The organism is Aestuariirhabdus sp. LZHN29, from assembly GCF_049985285.1.
Classification (GTDB): domain Bacteria; phylum Pseudomonadota; class Gammaproteobacteria; order Pseudomonadales; family Aestuariirhabdaceae; genus Aestuariirhabdus.
In genome coordinates, this window is sequence record NZ_JBNIEU010000001.1 from 485,463 (window position 1) to 503,919 (window position 18,457).

The window sequence follows — 18,457 nt, forward strand, 5'->3', positions numbered from 1 at the left end:
AATTGCTTTACTACCCTATACAAGAAAGGACTCTACATGAAAAAGTTTTCACTGCTGCTGGCGCTGATTTTGGTAACGGGCGCAGCGGCCATGCCCTATTTTGTAGGCACCGAGGCCGAGCAAATATACAAACGGGAAGTCGCTCGCCTCAACCAGCAAGCTGCTCAATCTGGCCTCGAGAACGTCCAACACGAATACCAGCGCGGCCTCTATAGCAGCCACTCCCGATTGCAGTTTGAGGTGCGCAGCGAGCAGAGTGAGCTGGATCGCATCGTCGTTGTGATTGAGTCCGATATCTCACACGGCCCCTTACTCAGTACCGACAGCGGACTGGCCACAGGCCTCTACGCTTCTCGCGACAGCCTGTTTTTGGAGGATGTACCGCAGGAGCTGGCTGATTTTCTGCAAGAGACACTCGGCGACCAGATTGCCACCGCATCGACCCTGGTGACATTCGACCAGCAGCTGAGGTCACTGGCCCAGATTGCCGCCTTCAGCTACCGCAACCAAGGGGTACAGTTTGATTTTGGCGGTGCAGAACTTAATCTCGCATCAAATCTGCAAACAGATACATCCAGTGGCACGCTCACCCTCCTTCCCCTCAGCATAAAAGATGATGAGGGTTCGGTAGAGCTGAGCCAGGGGGTGGGTGAATTCAATGTTGAGATGGTCAACCCCTCCCTCGCGGTCGGTGATTTTTCGATCCTGTTCGATACCCTGCAGATCAACACCCCCCAACTGAACGCTACCCTGAACGCGCTTTCCATGCGCACCTCTCAACGCCTGATCGACGAAAAGCTGAGCATTGAGGAGAGTATCTCCATCGGTTCAATTCAAGCCCCGGTGCCGTTAACGGCCGCGAGTTACGACCTTGAACTATCCCAACTGGATCCCGCTGCAGTTGATATGTGGACCCAGCTGGCCAACCAGTTTGATCAACAGTTATCAGAGAACCCTGAGCTTATTGAGCAGGAGGTTCGTACCCTGACCAGCCGCATATTCCAACCCGGGCTAACACTCAACCAGGGGCTGCGTCTGGATGCATTCGGCGGCACGGTCGCCACTAATCTGGATATTCGATACATTGGCCTCGCCGGCAGCCAACACCCGATGGATGTGCAGGACCCATTGTTGCTACTCGACGCACTGGAAGCGGACCTGCTGATGAGCGCCGATGAGCAGGCGGTTAACGCGAGCCCGCTGGCGGGGATGGTTGACCTCTACCTGGACCAGGGGCTATTAACCCGTGAAGGCGACCAGCTGCAGCTCAAGGGTCAACTACGCGGCGGTCAAATGACCCTGAACGGGCAACCCTTTCCGCTGCGGGAAATGCTACAACAGCAGCTACAGGGCAATGCCTACTAACACCCTCCCTTGCAGTTTTAACCTATACGCCACAGGAGTGAACACCATTGAGCCCTGAACCGACCATCGCCTTTGACCGCCATCAGGCAGATGCCTATACCGACCATCTGGCGGCTCTCAATGAATCGAACCCCGTGTTGGCGAGCGAGGATATCTACAACCAGTTTGGCGTCTTGCTCATTACCAAAGGTACTCCCCTTAGCCCCGGAAAAGTGAAGGTCCTGAACCAACACCGGCTTGAAAAAACTATAGAACAGCAGGTAGAGATCAGTCGCACACTCAGCGACCGTGAACTCTACGACCTGGCCATCGCGTACCTGGAAGAGCGCACGGACTATCTTGAAATCCATAATGAAAATGACTACGGCAGCGCCTTTGCCCAGTTTTTTCTACACACGCCCCTGCCTCCCGTCATTCGACAAAAACTCACCGTAATGCGGGAGCGCTTACCGTCGGAATTTATTCACTTGCTGTTTAGCGCCTGGGGCTGCGGACTCATCGCAAAAGAGATGAAACTCTCTCAGGCAAAACAATACAACGCCTTCTTGTGCGGCCTTTGTCATGACCTTGGCATACTCCACCTGCAACCCGAATTGCTCGATTTCAGCACCGGCGTTACTCCTGAAAAACTACGCACCATGCAAAGTCATGTGGTGATTGGCAAACTGATCGTCGAAGAGCTTGGTTTATGGGAGCCCGAGATCGCCCAGGGTATTCTTGAACACCACGAACGCCTGGACCAGAGTGGTTACCCGACGCGAAAACCCGCCGATAAAATGGGCATTATGGGGCAGATCGTGGCGGGAGCAGATTTGATCCACCATCTCAGCACCACGGCGCTGGAGGGTAAGGAAGCTGCCCTAAAAAGCTGCCTGCCTCACTTTAAAATTCACTACGAAGCGTTCAAACCGGAAGTCTGCAGTGCGGTGTTTCATATTCTCAGCCGCACCAAGCGCCACCCGCAAGCGGGAGGCGAAACCAGCGCTCAGCTATTACAGCGTATTCAGGGCACCCAGCAGGTGCTGCAATCGCTGGCAGCGGCGTTACCGGAACTGCTCGCCCAGGAAGCTGACTTTATCGACCAACCCGGCGGCACCGGAATCAAAAAAGTATCGCGGGCCATTCTAGACGCCCTCAGGCGCTCAGGTCTGGGGGAGGAGGTACTCGCCCTTTGGCTGCAAGAAAGCTCCAGTTCCCCGGACCCAGACCCGGAGCTATTGCAGGAACTTGAAGAGGCCGACGCTATGCAATACGAGCTGCTATGGCTCTTCAAACGCCTGGGTTGGTGTATAGAGCTGCTGCAACAGCAAGGGCAGGCACTCCCTGAACTCGCCTCACTGCTAGCGCTCAAACAGAGTATCGACACCTCCCTCAAGGAGCGCTGGGTACATTACCACTAGGGTCGTTTTAGCAGCGCCAGTGCAGCGCCGGCAAAGTGCAACCCCGCTCAGGCCATCCGGGGGTACTGCTGGCACAACTCAATCCAACGCCGTATGCCCGCGCTGCGATACTTGCTTCGATGCAGGATAAAGTAAAAATGACGGGAAAAATCGCGCCCTGGAACGGCCAGCGGCACCAGGGTGCCGCGCTTGAAGGCATCCCTCAGCGCCACCATCGACAGACAACCGATACCCAAGCCGGCCTCCACCGCGCGCTTGATCGCCTCAGTGTGCTGCAACTCCAGACGAATAGTGAGCTCCGGCACCAGCCCGTGCAAAGCTCGTTCGAACGTCTGCCGGGTACCGGAGCCCGATTCGCGTAAAATCCACGGGGTTTGACGCAGCGCGCGATCGTCCAGAACCCCCGCCTGGGCCAACCGGTGTTCAGGGGCACAAAAAGCCACCAGACGGTCTTCCCGCCAGGGAATAATCTCCAGATCCGGGTGGTGCAACTCCCCCTCGATCAGGCCGATATCGAGATCATAGTTCAACACCCGCTGAACCACCTGCGACGTATTTGCCACCTCCAGGGATACCCGCGCCCCGTCTTGCTCGCCCATGTAACGCGACATGATCCCAACAGCAAGGTAGTTGCCAATGGTCAGTGTTGCTCCCACATGCAAGGCTCCCGGTGTACGATGCTGCTCCAGCGCCTGTTCAAACTCTGCCGCTTGCTCCAACAATGATTCCGCAGCCGGGCGCAGTAAGCGTCCCAACTCATTAAGTTGCAGGCGCCTGCCCACCCGATCAAACAGCTGAATATCGAACTGTCGCTCCAGATCCCTGAGCGCTCCACTCGCTGCCGACTGGGACATCGATAACCGCTGCGCCGCACGGGTGATATTTTCAGTGTGAGCCGCGGCCAAAAACACCTCTAGCTGTCGAAAGCTGTACTTCATTATCTGGTTTTCCGATAAGCAGTATCGATAATACCCATTTTACCGATATAAAGACCTAAAGCTATAGTGACCCAATAATCACTACCCCGAGAGATTTTCGATGAGCGCATTGCTTCGCGAGCAGGTGACCGACGTCCAGCACTGGAACGACACACTGTTCAGTTTTAAGACGACCCGCAGCCCAGGCCTCCGCTTCAAGAACGGTCACTTCATCATGATCGGTCTTGAACTGGAAGGCAAACCGCTGCTACGCGCTTATAGCATCGCCAGTGCAAACCATGAAGAGGAGCTGGAGTTCTTTAGCATCAAGGTCCCCGATGGTCCGCTGACCTCTCGCCTGCAAAACCTTAGCATCGGCGATGAGATCGTAATGAGCCGCAAGCCAACCGGCACATTGGTGCAGGATCACCTGCTGCCGGGACGCAACCTGTACCTGCTGAGCACCGGAACCGGTCTCGCCCCCTTTCTCAGCATTATCAAGGATCCGGAGATTTACGAGAATTTCGATCGGGTGATACTCACCCACGGCGTACGATACACCTCGGAGCTCGCCTACCAGCAGATGATCACTGAGGAGTTACCCAATAACGAATACTTCGGTGTCGAGGTACAGGAAAAGTTGCTCTACTACCCCACGGTGACCCGGGAAAAATACCGCAACAATGGCCGCCTTACCGATCTTCTGGTCACGGGAAAGCTCTCGTCCGATTTGGGACTACCGCCCCTCAGCCTGGAGAATGACCGCTTCATGCTGTGTGGCAGTCCCAGTATGCTGAAAGAGTTTAGCGCCATCCTCGATGGCATGGGTTTTCAGGAATCCCGGCACGGAGAGGCTGCCCATTACGTTATCGAGAGAGCGTTCGTCGAGCGCTAGCAACGCTCTCCTTGGCACCGGAGGGCCTATATCCCTAGCCGGCTGCAAACCGATGCAGCGCGTCGCCGCTCAAACGATAGATGATCCACTCATCCTGGGGTGTCGCTCCAAGGCTTTTATAGAAGCCGATGGCAGGCTCATTCCAGTCCAGCACGCTCCATTCAAAACGTCCACAACCCTGGGCAACAGCCAGCTGCGCCAAATGCCGCAACAACCCCTTTCCCGCACCCCCTCCCCTCTCCTCCGGGGTAATATAGAGATCCTCAAGGTAGAGCCCTTTTCGCCCCAGCCAGGTGGAGTAGTTGTAGAAAAAAACCGCGTAGCCTATCGCCTTACCGTCACGTTCACACAGCAGCGCACGGGCCGGCGAGTCATCTCCAAATAACGAATCCCGAATCCCCTCTGCGTCCGTTTTAACCTCCTGTTCCGCTTTTTCATAACGCGCCAGCTCACGAATAAAACGCTCAATAGTGGCCACATCTTTTTCCGCGGCCGGACGAATTGTGATCATTGCTCTCTCCCTGTGGGTTGTACACTGCCCGCCACCAATAGCGTCATAACATTCAATCAGGTGGCATTTTATTATGAATAACAAAAAGATAGGGCTCGCCCACGACATAAGCTGACGCCGGGAATCCAGCGGGCTAGCCCTAGTAACACTGACTTTTCGAGTCCACGGCTAACAGCGCGACCTCTTAGCCCCTCCCCCAACCCCGAAGCCCTTGAATCCACGCATAAGAGATAAGCGTAAAAAATTCATACAACTATCGCGCTACAATGATTGACGTCAATCACATAGCGTGTAAACTCGATAACAGCCTGAAGGTATGGCTGTATTGTATGGTTACCGTAAGACGCATTCCAAGAAGTTCGTCCTGTAGACATAAGAAATACCCCATCTTTTCAGCAACAACGCCCTTCTGGGTATATCGTGTTTGGTTTACAGGATTTTAAGAAATGTCTACTACCACTGGTACAGTAAAGTTTTTCAACGAAACTAAAGGCTTCGGCTTCATCGAGCAAGAGTCTGGTCCTGACGTGTTTGTTCACTTCAGCGCTATCCAGTCTGACGGCTTCCGTACTCTGGCTGAAGGCCAGAAAGTACAGTTCACCGTTACTCAAGGCCAGAAGGGCCTGCAGGCTGAGGACGTTACACCTATCTAAGGTTAACGCTCGGTTCTGTTGCAGCGGGGCGTTCGCCCCGCTGCTTTAATTTCTGCTCCACCGCTACTATATTGCCCGCTAGGCCGGCGATAGCTACCCACCTTTTACCCTTAGTGAAGTGCGCGCCCGCACCCGCTAAAACTTTGCCCATCCCACATCACCCTAACCGAAGACGCAAACGACTCACCACTCATGGTGTCACTGCAGGGCTTGGCCTCAATGCGGATCTGTAAACGCTCTTTCGGCAGACGATAAACCGTAACCCTGGCCGCCTGATCGGTTTGTGGCGCCGGCAGCCTGAACTCGATTCGCGTCTCGCCGTACCCTGTCACCAGATGCGACATCACTCCCTGCCCAATCTCCAAATACCAACCCGGTTCGTTACCTGCCGCCCGGTAATCAAACCCATTCAGCTTGGACGCCTCCCAGATTGCCGCGCGACGGTCATTCTGGCAAAGGTAGGTCTGCCCGGCCGACGCCAGCGTTGCCTCCTCGCCCTTACGCCAGAAGCTGAGACCGTCTCCCAAATAACGCTCGCCGGACCCGCCAAGCATCCGGTTCAGCGCTACCGTACTTTGGGGTAAAAACAGCCATACGCGCTCGCCGTCTCCACGAGCGACGAAATCAAATCCCTTATCACAGCGATAGACCCAGGTATTGGCGGGACTCGCCGATTCGGCCCAACCCGGATCGACCGGCTTGACCAGGGCGCACCCTGCCAGCAGCACTCCACCTAACAGCGCCACCCCCCGTCGCCCCAACCACGATCCCAGGCTTAACTTTCCATCCAAACCTGATGCACCCAATGCCATACGCTATCCCACCGCTGCTCGCCGATCTCCTGATCCTCCCAGACGACAACCTCGCCCAGGGCATCAACCGCATAATAACACCCCCGATCCTCGCACAGGGGCACGTACTCCCGCGGCAAGCCAAGCGACCAGGCAAGCGCGGCGACTTCAGGCAGATAGGTGTGCATTTGCGGGTCACTGGCGGTCACCGGCTCTAACGTACCGTAGACAATATCACTCGCTGTCAGCAGAAAACGGCGCAACTCATAAGGAATCGGTATCAGGATCTGCTCCTCAACATCCACCAGTTCCTCCTCAGTCGGCAGCTCCATCGGCACCGGAACCGTTTCCGCCCGCGCCCTCAATTCGTCAATAACCTCTTCCACACCCACTCCTTTGGCCCGCAGGCCGTTATTTGATGACCGACAAAAGCTGTCGAAACAGGGGATCATCGGCACGCCCGATCAATTCAAACAGGGCCATCTCCACGCAGGTGAGTCGAGCCCCCTCCTCCACCAGTCGGTCCAGCGCCACTTGACGGTTAAGGGGATCTCTTGAGGCAACCCCATCTGCCACCAGATGAACGCCATACCCGGCAGACAGCAGATCCCGCGCCGACTGATACACGCAAACATGAGCCTCAACCCCGCACAGCAGCAATTGGCGCGCGCCGCAGGCTTCAATTGCCGCGCGAATATCCGCTTCCGCCCAACCACTAAAACTCTGCTTTACCAACGGAGTTCGGCCCTCCAGCAAACCGACGAAACAAGGCAAGGTGCCACCCAACCCCTGGGGATTTTGCTCCATCCAGATGATGGGCAGGCGCAGTATCAGCGCCCCTCGCAGAAGCTGCTGCAAGCGATGAAACAACTGTTCGCTGTGGGGCATCTGAGTCGCCAGCTTTCCCTGCAGATCAATAAACAGCAGCGCGGTATTTTCACGATCCAACATCAACATACCTCCCCAATCCCGAGCAGTGGTTTTAACCCGTGGCCAGCCAAATACCAACCCCAACCATCAAACTGCCAGCGATTCGATTCAACATACGAACGTTTCCGCTTTTTTGCAAAAAATGACGCAGCGAACGACCACCACTTGCATAGGCAAGCATGCAGATAAATTCGCTGCACAGGATAATTCCAACCAACACACTCAACTGCGGCAACAACGGCAGCTGGGTATTAATAAACGGCGGCAATAAGGAGATCATAAACGCCCAGCCCTTGGGGTTGGCAATAGCCGTTACCAGCCCCTGCGTAAACAACACGCGCCCTGCGACATGGGGCTGGTCGTCAATGCTATCACTGATCGCCATCTTTCCCCTCGAGCGCCACATCTGTATGCCGAGCCAAACCAGGTAGCCTCCTCCGATATATTTCAACAGCAAAAACAGACTTGGATAGTTGAGCATGATCGCCGCCACCCCGAGTACCGCGGCTACCGACACCACCCCTACCCCGACCAGCTCACCCCACATCATCCACAACGTCCGCCGCACCCCGATGGTCATGCCCATGGTCATCGCCAGGGTCATGCACATACCCGGGGTCACCGACACCAGCAGAAAGGTAGGGATAAAAATCAGCAAGACAGACAACTCAACCACAACGACTTCCTCATACCATCAAGTGCGCTGACGCTGGTTTCCAAGCGCCACCACCGGATTCTATAAAATGGGTTAACCACCACACCGCTGGATAAATTAGTGGCCCGGCTCCCACTCCGCATAGGCAGTTAATGAGTCCTGATCGGCCAACCAGGGTCGCCGATGACTGTCCCAAATGCGCCGCAACGGGCGCGCACCCGGATCATCATCCAAAGACGCAACTCGCAGCACCCAGGGTTTGTCATCGCGCCGGGCAACCAACTGGGAGCCACACTGGCCACAGAAATATCGCAGCTTGCCTGGCGACGACTCGTACTGCCGCAGCAGGGCTTCACCCCGTACCCAGCGGAAGTGCTCTGGCGCAACCGCCGCCGCAGTATTGTACGCCGCGCTGTGGGCCTTTTGACAACTCAAACAGGAGCAGTGCTGTATGGCGGAATCGAGCTGGTCCACCTCGTAGCCAACCCCTTTGCATAAACAACTTCCTTTCAACATATTCTCGCCCTCTGTCTCTCTCCACACCACACTGGATCACCTGCTCACCACCTCGGTCGGTACGGCTCGACTCATCGTGCAATTGGCAAGCCGCTGCCCACGCAGCGCGATCCGATTATGATTCACTACGCGAAACCCCCTGGCGTGAAAAAACGGCTGCGCCGCTCGGCTGGCATCCACCGTCAGCACAGTGCATGCACGCTCGATAGCCCGCTCCGTGCAGCGCGAATAGAGCGCTGCAGCCACACCCTGTCGCTGAAAATCCGGCCTCGTATAGAGACAGTCAATATGCCCCTGGCGAACTAACTGGCCAGACGCGCCGGCGACCGTTACCAGCAGCGACGCAAACCCTGCGATCTGCGCACCCGACCAGGCGACCTCGGGCTCCATCGTCCGCAGTCGCTCCCTCCACCAAATCCCGTCTGGCGGTGTCGGCGCCCAGGCCTCTCGTTCGGCAGCGGAGTACAGGCTACCGTCAATTGCGTGCACCGCCCGATGGAACACCTCCATCAACGCCGGGGCATCCTCCAACTGATAGGGTTGAATCCTGATTGCGCTATCAGAGCAGGTTTTGGCCATCAAACAGGTCCACGTCCAGGAGTCCGCTATCAAGCTCCGCTACGCAGCCCAGGTTTGCGCGATAAAACCCCGGTTTGCGTACTGTCTCGTTAAAGGTATATATACCGCACTGCTTACAAAAATAGTGCTTGGCGACCAAACGTCCAAACTGATAAAGCCCCAGATCCTGCTCGCCCGCTTCGATCCTGAGCAACTCTTCGGGAAACGCCTCCGGAGTCATTAGCGCCCCTTTTCGAGAGCAGTACGAACAGTTACAGCGTAAACCTCGTTCGATGGGGGGGTGCTCAAAACTAAAGCGTACTGCACCACAATGGCAGCTGCCATAGTAAGTCGTCATGGGTAACTCCTTTTGGAACAGAAAAGTACTCCTGTCCATGCTAGCCGAGCGACATCAGTTTCCGCAACGCTTAAACCCGCCTTACTCGTCACCACCCCGGTAGCTGAGCGGCACCCGGCCGGTCATTCGTGTCAGCAGTTCATAACCGATGGTTCCGGCGTAACTCGCGACCTCGTTGACCGGGAGCTCTCCTCCCCACAACACCACCGGATCATTCAGCGATACCGGCGGCAGATCGGTGACATCGACGGTAATCATATCCATCGATACCCGGCCCACCAGCGGCGCTCGCTGCCCATTGACCAGAACCGGGGTGCCACTGGGGGCGTGTCGCGGGTAGCCATCACCATAACCGATCGCTACCGTGGCAATTATGGAGGGGCGACTCGCCACCCAGCTGCGGGCATAGCCAACTGCAGATCCGGCCGCTACCTTGCGCAGGCCGATAACGCCACTACTGAGGGTCATCACCGGGCGGAGTTGGTCGGCCACCTCATGGGGGCGACCGAAGGGTGTCGCACCATAGAGCATAAATCCCGGCCGGTTCCAGTCGGCGCGGGCATCGGGCCAGCCCATCAGCGCAGCGGAGTTCGCCATGCTGCGGGGAGCATTGATCCCCTCGCAGGCTCGGGAAAAAACCTCCATCTGGCTGATGGTCGAGTGATCGTCCAACATATCAGCACTGGAAAAATGGGTCGCTACAACGATCTCTCCCGCCACCTGTGGCAGCGCCTTGAGTTGAGCATAGATCGCTGGCAGCGACGCCGGCGCCATACCCAGGCGGTGCATACCCGTGTCGACCTTTATCCACACCTGCACCGGGTGCGCCGGGTGACTGGCGCGGACCTGCTCAACATGCTGATCGTTTTCCACCATCACCCAAAAATCTTCCCGCGCCGCAATCGCCACCTCATCGGCGGTAAAGCTGCCCTCAAGCAGGAGGATCGGCTTAGTAATTCCCGCCGCCCTTAGTTTCAGCGCCTCCTCAATACAGGCGACACCAAACGCGGGCACCAGTGGCTCCAGCGCTCGCGCACAGGCCTCACAGCCATGTCCATAGGCGTTGGCTTTAACAATGGCAATGCTCTTCGATTGCGGAGCGACCTGCTGCGCCAGGCGGTAGTTGGCCCGCAGGGCGTTGAGGTCAATTGAGGCTTTGGCGGGGCGTCCCATCGGCAACCTCCTGATCAGGCTACGGGAAAACAACGAGTAAAAAACCGACCCAGTTTGCTGCGCCGGTAAAACGAAAGCCCAGCGGCTTTCGGGTGCCTAACTCGCACACTCAATAATCGAACTTGGCCGCGCCATAGAGCTTGGAGGCCTGCTCCCAGACAAGACCGACCCGTCCATCACCAACGGGCTTGCCATCCACTTCGATAACCGGAGCCATCTCCTTGGAGGAACTGGTGATCCACACCTCATCTGCGGCCATCACCTCGTCGCGGCTGACGTCCCGCTCTTCAACCGCAATGGACCCCTCCTTACGCAGAATATCAAGAATCATCAAACGGGTGATTCCCGGCAAAATCTGATTATCCAGTTTGGGGGTAATGACAACCCCATTCTTAACAATAAAGACGTTGCAAGCCCCCGCTTCCGTCAGCATGCCAGCCGAATTAAACAGGATGATCTCATTGTTACCCGCAGCGTGCCCCTCCTGAAAATGGAGCACGTTCCCCAGCAGCGCCGTAGATTTGATATTGCAACGCTTCCAACGCAGGTCTTCGCCGACCGACACCTTATAACCATGGGCGCTCGCACGGTCCGCCTTCTGCGGCAATGGTATCTCGAACGCCATGCAAAATACGGTGGGCTCGACGCCTTCAGGAAATGCATGGAACCGCTTGGTGTCTGCACCTCGACTCACGTGTAGATAGATCCCCAGATTACCGCCACCATTGCGCTTAGACAGGGACTCACAGACCTCTCTCCACCGCCCATGATCCCACCCCAATTGAATCCCCAGGGCCGACAAGCCGTTTTGCATGCGATCGATGTGAGGGCCAAAACCAACCATCCGCCCCTCATAGGAAGGGATCACCTCATAGATGCCATCACCAAACAAAAAACCCCGATCCAGCGGAGAAATACGCGCCTCTTCGATGGGCAGATAGGATCCATTCAGGTAAACGATACTCATAGGAAAACACTCACATTCGATGGTTAGTCATTTCAGCATCACCGACGCCGATACAATTCCGTCCCGGGAACGTTCTTACGCGGGCAACTCCTGTCACCCCTATTATTTCACAACGATGCACGCCAGCGGCGCTTATCCGTCCGGCGCCAACAGGGCCGAACAGGATACTTCGATTTCAAAAGAGTTATTACCTATTATTAGCCACCCTACCGACAGATACCCTGGAAAAACAAGAATAGCCTGAATTATTCACTACCTTTACCCCTTAACCTCCAATATTTACGGGGCATGATTACCCCGGTGGGTGACCGGTACGCCTACAGATCGGCTCCCGGGAGACTCATCAGCTGGCGCCCCTCTTCGGCCAGCAGCCCAGGCAACAAGCGCTCATCATCCAGGCGCCAGGCGCAACAAAACTCCAGTTCGGGCGGCTCGGGTTTTAACGCTATTCGCTCCAGGGCTCCCCGCGCCAAAGCGGATTCTACCAAGGGTTGCGGCAACAGGGCCACGCCACAACCCTGCTCTGCCAAAGCCTGTAAATTCGCCACCGAGCTGCAAGTATAGAGGACCGGCTCTTCCAGCGAGCCGGCGGCTGCGTCACCATGACCCAAGGACGAGATCAACCCTTGCAGGTACCTCCAGGGGCGCGTATTGCGTGGAAAGCTGAGAATCGGCTGGCGTAGTAACAACTCCAGCCCGTCGCTGCCATCCAACCCCAGCGCAGGTGACGCGACCCAGCATTGCAGGCAAGCACTCAGGGGCTCAACCACCAATTCACTACTGTATTGCTCGGTAACCATCAGCGCCAGATCCAGCTCGTGCTCGTGCAGCGCACGCCACAACTCGTGGGACAGATCGGTAGTGATCTCGAACTGCAGCAAAGGAAACTGCTGCCGCCAACGCTCCAATAGTGGCGCTATCCATAGCTGGGCAAGGGTGTCGGCCACCCCGACTCGAACCACACCCCGCTGGGGTGCTGCATCGCCCAACTGGGCTTTCATCTCCTCTTGGACCGCCACCAGCTTGCGGGCATAAGGCAGCAACTGCTTACCTCGCGCTGTCAGTCGGGTGCCACTCTTGTCGCGCTGAAAAAGCTGCACACCCAACTCCTCTTCGAGGGTCGCAATTCGCGCCGATATGGCGGGTTGTGAAGCGTGAAGCTGCTGCGCCGCGGCATGAAAACTGCCGAGACTGGCCACCTTGATAAAGCTGTTTAGATTACGAATCCGCATCGTCAGCTGGCTCGAAACCACTCACCCGGCGCAACTGCAACAGCAGCGATTCCCCCTCCTCCACCACCAGCCCATCTTCGGTCAGCTCGTTGACCCGGGTAACGCCGTCGACGCTGCCAAGCGCGGAGAGGTACTGCAATATTTGCAGCGGCTTTATCATGGCGAGCAGGTCCACTCCACTCCAGCGGGACAGAAAAGTAATAATGCCATAGGCCCCCCAGTTGGAAACGTCGGCCACGATAAGCTCATCGCAGCCGGTCGCTGCTGGCGTGATATCGAGCATCTTTAACGCCTGGCTCACATTCCCCATGCCGATCTCGTTACCTCCATCACCGATGGCGATGGTCGGGCAGTCACTATGGATCATAAACGTATCGAAGCAGGCGGTTCGCGCGCTGATACTCTCGCCGCGCATATTGTAATACTCACCGTCACTCGCCATGCCAGGGCGCTCAATAGAGATAATCGCCTCGGGCTGGAAGTACGACAGGGCCTTTTTAGCCTCCTGCTCGCGTTCGCTGTGATCTCCTACGCGAATCTCGTGCACTCGATACTTGGTCGCCAAAGCTCGGGATATGGGCGCTCCGCACACGATAATGGGCTCGGCCCCTAGAGCCTCCAAACTGTGGTAGAGCGCCAACGCACCGACAGGGCCGTCGGTCTCAAAAGTATCGACAACCGGAAAGCCGGTGCCGATCAACACTACCCCCCGACAATTGCGCAATAGGTGGGCCGCTCGCAGACAGTACCCAGGCTCCAGCGCAGGCTGAACCGTTTTCATTCCGCGCAAATTGCGAGCTACCAACAGATCCTCAACCCGGTAGCTCAACGCCAGCTCAGCTTCCGCCGTCAGCTTCATCTCTTCAGTACGAGCATTAGTCATTTTATGGCTCCAGGGGAACGGGTTCGAGCGTAAGACGCTGCCAACGAGCAGCCGCTAACGCGGACAAGTTATGGGCCTGCTCCTGACTGATGGATTCAAAACGGATGCAAGCACCCGGAGCGAGCTGGGCCAGGCGCGCCGTATCCTCGGCGATCACCGACCCCAATTTCGGATAACCTCCGATCGTCTGCCGATCGTTCAGCAGCACAATAGGCTGCCCGTCTGCGGGTACCTGAATGGCGCCGTGACAGATCCCCTCGGAGAGAATGCCATCCAGTGTGGAGGTGATCGGCGGGCCGTCGAGACGAAACCCCATACGATCAGAGCGATCGGTCACCCGGTATTCACCCTGAAAGAAACGCAGCTGCTGTTCACGGCTAAACGCCTCCTGCTGATAGCCCAACACCATCCGCAGCGTCACCGAATCACCGTAGCCGGGGCGCAGCTCTGCTGGCAGCCGCCAACCCTGAGGAGCGGAACAGGGGACGAAGGCGAGCCTGTCACCCGGCTTGACCGCGCCGCCATCAAGCCCCCCCACCCCTTCGCGCACTACGGTTGCAGTACTGCCAAACTGGGGCGCAACGATAAACCCACCAGCAATCGCAAGATAGGCGCGGGTCCCCTTGCGCCCATAACCCAGCTCAATGCGATCCCCCTGGCGAATACGATGACTGCACCATAGGGACCGCATCTCACCATTGACCTTAAGGTCCAGCTCGGCGCCCGTAACGGCCACTACCGAATCGCCTTCGGCCTCCAGCACCAGCCCGCCAAAGCTGACCTCCAGCGCGGTTACAGTATCTGCATTACCACACAAGCGATTGGCGACTCGAAACGCCCAGGGATCCAGGGGGCCGCCGCAGGTCAGGCCAATACCATGACACCCCAAACGGCCACCATCTTGTAGCAAACTCAGCAATCCCGGCTGTTTAACCAACAGTGCACCCATGGCTCCGCTCATGCCACCTCTCCCAACTGGCCACCCAGGGCAAAAAACTGCTCACGATCGATCGCCTCGAAACGCACCCGGTCACCCACGGCAACCGGCATACTGGGCTCGGCTGACGGGTCAAACATACGTTGAGGGCAGAGTCCGATAAGATTCCACCCCCCGGGGGATACAGCCGGATAGACCGCCGTTTGGCGGTCGGCAATGGCAACGGCGCCACGGGGCACTCGCTGGCGGGGTGTTGCCAGCCTTGGGGCGGCAATGCGCGGGTCGACCTCGCCGAGGTACGCGAAACCTGGAGCGAAGCCGATGGCATAGACCCTGTATTCCGCCTGCTGATGCAGCTGCACCACCTCTTCTATGCTGAGGTCAGCGCGCCGGGCAAGGGAAGCCAGGTCAGGGCCCGACTCCTCGGCATAGTAAACCGGCAGGGACACCAGCCGCCCCTCCCCCTCGGCCCCAGACCCACTTAGAACGGGCAAGGCATGGATCGCCGCCTTAACCGCAAAATGATCGGTTTGTAACGGATCGTAGATCACCAACAGGGAAGCATAGGAGGGCACCAGGTCCACCAACAGGCGGCCCAGGCTTAAACGCAAAGCCTGGGCCGCCTGCTGCACCTGCGCTGACACTTCGGGTGTTGCCAGGGAGCCAAAATAGACGATCAAGGCACTCTCGCCTGCCACCTCGATACGCATCAGGAGATCGCCTCGCGAATCTCTTGAATCGCAGCGATACCCTCGGCGTTATCGCCGTGCACACACAGGGTGTCCACCACCAACTGCAAGCGATGACCGCTGACGGTGGTGACCGCCTGCTCGGTAGCCAACTGTTGCACCTGTTCCAGCATCCGCTGGCGGGAGTGCACCGCCCCCGTTCGAGTACGCGCCAACAGGCGTCCATCATCGTCATAACAGCGGTCAGCAAAGGCTTCGAACCAGAGCTCGATCCCATGCTGGCGGGCCTCTTTTTGGTGCTGTTCGGCTTGCGGTGTTGCTTGCAGCATCAACACGACCGGCCGGTGATAACTGGCGATGGCATTCATAATGGCACCGCGCACAGTTTCGTTTGCCATCATATCGTTGTAGAGCGCGCCGTGGGGTTTTACATATTCCAGCTCCATGCCCTGCACCCGCGCCATACCATCCAGAGCTGCCACCTGATACATCAGCAGCGCTTCAATTTCGTGGGGCTGGCAGTTCATTGAACGACGTCCGAAACCAACCAGGTCGTGATAGCCGGGGTGGGCACCCACCATCACACCATGTTGCTTGGCCAGGGCCAGGGTTTGCTGCATGATCACCGGATCGCCGGCATGAAACCCGCAGGCGATATTGGCCTGGTCAATATGGGGCATGACCATCGCGTCCATGCCCATGGTCCAGGCACCGAAGCTCTCACCCAGATCACAATTCAAACGTAACATCGCCAACTCCCGCTAGCGCCGACCGCGCCGCTCTTATAAATATTTTTTTACATCACCGCAAGGCGACTATTGGGCAGATCGGTCACCAGCATGGCACCTGGGCTATGGGTAATACAAAAGGGCGGCCGCGCCTGTTCCAGCGCTACCTGAGGCGTCACACCGCAGGCCCAGAATACTGGCAGCTCACCGGGCTTAATGGTCACCGCGTCACCAAAGTCTGGCGCAGCGATATCCTTCACCCCAATCAACGCTGGGTCTCCGAGGTGCACCGGAGCACCATGTACCGAAGGAAATCGGGTGCAGATCTGCACCGCACGTATCGCATCTGCCGCCTTCATGGGGCGCATGCTGACCACCATCGTACCGCTAAACCGCCCAGCGCTATTGCACGCAATATTGGTACGATACATCGGCACGTTGACCCCTTCGGTGACATTGCGCACCTCAAGCCCATCCGCCAGCAAGGCCTCCTCGAACGAGAAGGAGCAGCCCAGCACAAAGGTCACCAGATCGTCACGCCAATGGTCGCTAATATCAGCAACCTCCTCGACCAGCTCACCATCGCGAAAGATACGGTAGCTCGGTATATCGCTGCGAATATCCAGATCCTCGCCCAGGGCCGGTATACGGTACTCACCGGGATTGGCCGCCATCCCAACCAGCGGGCAAGGCTTGGGATTGAGTTGGCAAAACTGGAGAAAGTCGTTGGCCCAATCCTTTGGCAAGATGCACAGATTTCCCTGCACAAAGCCGGGGGCAAAACCGGAGGTATTGCCGGTATGTTCACCACGTCGAATACGTTGGCGCAGCTCTTGCGCGGTCACGTGCTGGGTCATAAAGAACTCCTACGGGTCGGCGTCAGCGCCGAGGGTCAAAAACAGGGCTCAGTGTCTCTCCGGCCAACGGTTGCTGTCCAATGGATAGTTGCTGGCACCACTGATAAGCATTCTTTATCAGTTTGAGCAAATTGGCAATCCTCAGCCCAGCGTTACCCTGCTGCGCGCGCCATACTCAGCGCGACTCGCCGCACCCAGGCAGGCGGCCGACCGGCTGCCTGCAGTGGCCTGGGACGCTACTCGTTGATGCCCAACAGCTCAACATCGAAGATCAACACCGATCCAGCAGGAATTGAACCCGCCGAGCGGTTGCCATAACCCAGCTCGCTGGGAATATAGAGCCGCGTCTTTTCCCCTACCACCATCAATTGCAAACCCTCGGTCCAGCCTCGAATGACCTGCCCCAGTCCGAAGCTAATGGGCTCTCCACGCTCCACCGAACTATCGAATACGCTACCGTCGATCAGGGTGCCATGATAGTGGACCCTGACCGTGTCGCTGGCGTCAGGGTGCTCGCTGCCAGACCCGGCCTCCAGGACCTTGTACTGCAAACCGGAAGGGGTCGTTTGCACGCCTTCGGCCTTGGCGTTTTCAGTCAGAAACTCCTGCCCGAGGCGAACATTCTCCTCTGCGGCCTTCTGGCCCTTGGAGGTCACCGACTGAATCAAAAAAAATGCCGCCGCCACAATGGCGACACCAATCAAAATATTAACCACGCGTTTCACCTGCATATTGTCCTGTTGTGTTGAATGGCCTTCACCTGGAGGCGAGGAGGCTCTCTGTACAGATACCGGGTTCTCCCGAAGACCCATGATTGAACTGAAACTATTGGTTGGGTTTAACCCAACACCTGGAAATCTTTTCGGTAATGTAGGTATGGTTATCGGGAATATCTCTATTTACGAAGCTCATCGCTCCTACCGTCACATTATCACCAATTCGCATACCTGAACCAATAATGCAGCTATTGGCTCCCACGCTCACGTTGTCACCGATCACTACCGGCGCTTCCGATTTTCCATCGCTACCGATCGTTGTGTTTTGCAGCACGCTGAAGTTTTTCCCTATTTTTACTGCATTGGTAATCACGATGCCCACATTATGGCCGATGACCAACCCTTCACCGATATCAGCTCCCAACATGATCTCAATGCTGTAACGCCGTACCAGCCAGTTGCCAAGGCTATTGGAAAGCGACTTCAGGGTACGATTATTACTGCCATGTAACTGGTTGGCTATGCGAAACCAAAAAAGGTAATTGCATCGTTTGCTGCGCCGAGCACGGCGAAACACCTTCCACCAGGAGAATTTCTTCTCCTTGCCACCAATAATTTCGACATGAAAGTAGTCCTTCAGAGTTGGCATCCCGGAGCTCCTTGGCGGCCAGATCGATGGAGAGAAAGGTGATAGTGAGAAATCGACGGCAAACATTGTACCCCCGC

At 56.9% G+C, this 18,457-nt stretch carries 23 protein-coding genes; 4 read left to right on the top strand and 19 right to left on the bottom strand.

Annotated features, from left to right (window positions below):
• The first annotated feature begins 36 nt into the window (after window positions 1-36).
• Together ACP3PW_RS02250 and ACP3PW_RS02255 are read left to right on the top strand one after the other, a co-directional pair.
• Window positions 37-1,365 (top strand): DUF945 family protein, encoded by a 1,329-nt coding sequence (locus ACP3PW_RS02250; protein WP_426415032.1) that lies wholly within the window; start codon window positions 37-39, stop codon window positions 1,363-1,365.
• A 47-nt stretch (window positions 1,366-1,412) separates the two neighbouring features.
• Window positions 1,413-2,765 carry an HD-GYP domain-containing protein gene (locus ACP3PW_RS02255; RefSeq protein WP_426415033.1) on the top strand — a complete coding sequence of 451 codons (1,353 nt, stop codon included), beginning with the start codon at window positions 1,413-1,415 and terminating at the stop codon, window positions 2,763-2,765.
• Between the two features lie 47 nt (window positions 2,766-2,812).
• Here ACP3PW_RS02255 and ACP3PW_RS02260 read toward each other — a convergent pair whose 3' ends face one another.
• Window positions 2,813-3,703, bottom strand: coding sequence for a LysR family transcriptional regulator (locus tag ACP3PW_RS02260; protein ID WP_426415034.1), 891 nt, complete (start codon window positions 3,701-3,703; stop codon window positions 2,813-2,815).
• A 100-nt stretch (window positions 3,704-3,803) separates the two neighbouring features.
• Between ACP3PW_RS02260 and ACP3PW_RS02265 the strand changes: the two genes are divergently transcribed.
• Window positions 3,804-4,577 (top strand): ferredoxin--NADP reductase, encoded by a 774-nt coding sequence (locus ACP3PW_RS02265; RefSeq protein ID WP_426415035.1) that lies wholly within the window; start codon window positions 3,804-3,806, stop codon window positions 4,575-4,577.
• Window positions 4,578-4,611: 34 nt separating this feature from the next.
• On the opposite strand, the gene ACP3PW_RS02270 is transcribed toward ACP3PW_RS02265, so the two are convergent.
• On the bottom strand, window positions 4,612-5,088 hold the full coding sequence (locus ACP3PW_RS02270) for an N-acetyltransferase family protein (RefSeq protein ID WP_426415036.1): 477 nt from the start codon (window positions 5,086-5,088) through the stop codon (window positions 4,612-4,614).
• A gap of 446 nt (window positions 5,089-5,534) precedes the next feature.
• On the opposite strand from ACP3PW_RS02270, the gene ACP3PW_RS02275 reads away from it, so the two are divergent.
• Complete coding sequence (locus ACP3PW_RS02275) at window positions 5,535-5,741, top strand: cold-shock protein (RefSeq protein ID WP_426415037.1); 207 nt, start codon at window positions 5,535-5,537, stop codon at window positions 5,739-5,741.
• Between the two features lie 110 nt (window positions 5,742-5,851).
• Here ACP3PW_RS02275 and ACP3PW_RS02280 read toward each other — a convergent pair whose 3' ends face one another.
• The 17 genes from ACP3PW_RS02280 to ACP3PW_RS02360 form a co-directional block, all read right to left on the bottom strand.
• Complete coding sequence (locus tag ACP3PW_RS02280) at window positions 5,852-6,553, bottom strand: MliC family protein (RefSeq protein ID WP_426415038.1); 702 nt, start codon at window positions 6,551-6,553, stop codon at window positions 5,852-5,854.
• Window positions 6,517-6,918 carry an SMI1/KNR4 family protein gene (locus tag ACP3PW_RS02285; protein WP_426415039.1) on the bottom strand — a complete coding sequence of 134 codons (402 nt, stop codon included), beginning with the start codon at window positions 6,916-6,918 and terminating at the stop codon, window positions 6,517-6,519. The genes ACP3PW_RS02280 and ACP3PW_RS02285 overlap by 37 nt, the downstream gene beginning before the upstream one ends.
• 25 nt (window positions 6,919-6,943) lie before the next feature.
• Window positions 6,944-7,483 (bottom strand): isochorismatase family protein, encoded by a 540-nt coding sequence (locus tag ACP3PW_RS02290; protein WP_426415040.1) that lies wholly within the window; start codon window positions 7,481-7,483, stop codon window positions 6,944-6,946.
• A gap of 31 nt (window positions 7,484-7,514) precedes the next feature.
• On the bottom strand, window positions 7,515-8,138 hold the full coding sequence (locus ACP3PW_RS02295) for a LysE family translocator (RefSeq protein WP_426415041.1): 624 nt from the start codon (window positions 8,136-8,138) through the stop codon (window positions 7,515-7,517).
• A gap of 96 nt (window positions 8,139-8,234) precedes the next feature.
• Entirely contained in the window at window positions 8,235-8,633 is a 399-nt protein-coding gene (locus ACP3PW_RS02300) for a GFA family protein (RefSeq protein ID WP_426415042.1), read from the bottom strand.
• Between the two features lie 36 nt (window positions 8,634-8,669).
• Window positions 8,670-9,212 carry a GNAT family N-acetyltransferase gene (locus tag ACP3PW_RS02305; protein WP_426415043.1) on the bottom strand — a complete coding sequence of 181 codons (543 nt, stop codon included), beginning with the start codon at window positions 9,210-9,212 and terminating at the stop codon, window positions 8,670-8,672.
• Window positions 9,193-9,549, bottom strand: coding sequence for a GFA family protein (locus tag ACP3PW_RS02310; protein ID WP_426415044.1), 357 nt, complete (start codon window positions 9,547-9,549; stop codon window positions 9,193-9,195). The genes ACP3PW_RS02305 and ACP3PW_RS02310 overlap by 20 nt, the downstream gene beginning before the upstream one ends.
• 81 nt (window positions 9,550-9,630) lie before the next feature.
• Window positions 9,631-10,722, bottom strand: a complete 1,092-nt coding sequence (alr, locus tag ACP3PW_RS02315) for an alanine racemase (protein WP_426415045.1) — start codon at window positions 10,720-10,722, stop codon at window positions 9,631-9,633.
• Window positions 10,723-10,831: 109 nt separating this feature from the next.
• Window positions 10,832-11,689, bottom strand: a complete 858-nt coding sequence (locus tag ACP3PW_RS02320) for a D-amino acid aminotransferase (protein ID WP_426415046.1) — start codon at window positions 11,687-11,689, stop codon at window positions 10,832-10,834.
• Between the two features lie 317 nt (window positions 11,690-12,006).
• Window positions 12,007-12,921 (bottom strand): LysR family transcriptional regulator, encoded by a 915-nt coding sequence (locus tag ACP3PW_RS02325; protein ID WP_426415047.1) that lies wholly within the window; start codon window positions 12,919-12,921, stop codon window positions 12,007-12,009.
• The gene (locus tag ACP3PW_RS02330) at window positions 12,908-13,804 is read right to left on the bottom strand and encodes a glutamate cyclase domain-containing protein (RefSeq protein WP_426415048.1); all 897 of its coding nucleotides are present in this window, start codon (window positions 13,802-13,804) and stop codon (window positions 12,908-12,910) included. Before ACP3PW_RS02330 ends, ACP3PW_RS02325 begins: the two co-directional genes overlap by 14 nt.
• Window position 13,805: 1 nt before the next feature.
• Window positions 13,806-14,765: a biotin-dependent carboxyltransferase family protein gene (locus ACP3PW_RS02335; protein WP_426415049.1), complete on the bottom strand. Its 960-nt coding sequence runs from the start codon at window positions 14,763-14,765 to the stop codon at window positions 13,806-13,808.
• On the bottom strand, window positions 14,762-15,451 hold the full coding sequence (gene pxpB, locus ACP3PW_RS02340; RefSeq protein ID WP_426415050.1) for a 5-oxoprolinase subunit PxpB: 690 nt from the start codon (window positions 15,449-15,451) through the stop codon (window positions 14,762-14,764). Before pxpB ends, ACP3PW_RS02335 begins: the two co-directional genes overlap by 4 nt.
• The gene (locus tag ACP3PW_RS02345; RefSeq protein ID WP_426415051.1) at window positions 15,451-16,179 is read right to left on the bottom strand and encodes a 5-oxoprolinase subunit PxpA; all 729 of its coding nucleotides are present in this window, start codon (window positions 16,177-16,179) and stop codon (window positions 15,451-15,453) included. Before ACP3PW_RS02345 ends, pxpB begins: the two co-directional genes overlap by 1 nt.
• Before the next feature lie 47 nt (window positions 16,180-16,226).
• Entirely contained in the window at window positions 16,227-17,015 is a 789-nt protein-coding gene (locus ACP3PW_RS02350; RefSeq protein WP_426415052.1) for a putative hydro-lyase, read from the bottom strand.
• A 236-nt stretch (window positions 17,016-17,251) separates the two neighbouring features.
• On the bottom strand, window positions 17,252-17,740 hold the full coding sequence (locus tag ACP3PW_RS02355) for an FKBP-type peptidyl-prolyl cis-trans isomerase (protein ID WP_426415053.1): 489 nt from the start codon (window positions 17,738-17,740) through the stop codon (window positions 17,252-17,254).
• 100 nt (window positions 17,741-17,840) lie between these two features.
• Entirely contained in the window at window positions 17,841-18,380 is a 540-nt protein-coding gene (locus tag ACP3PW_RS02360) for a serine acetyltransferase (RefSeq protein ID WP_426415054.1), read from the bottom strand.
• Window positions 18,381-18,457: the final 77 nt, after the last annotated feature.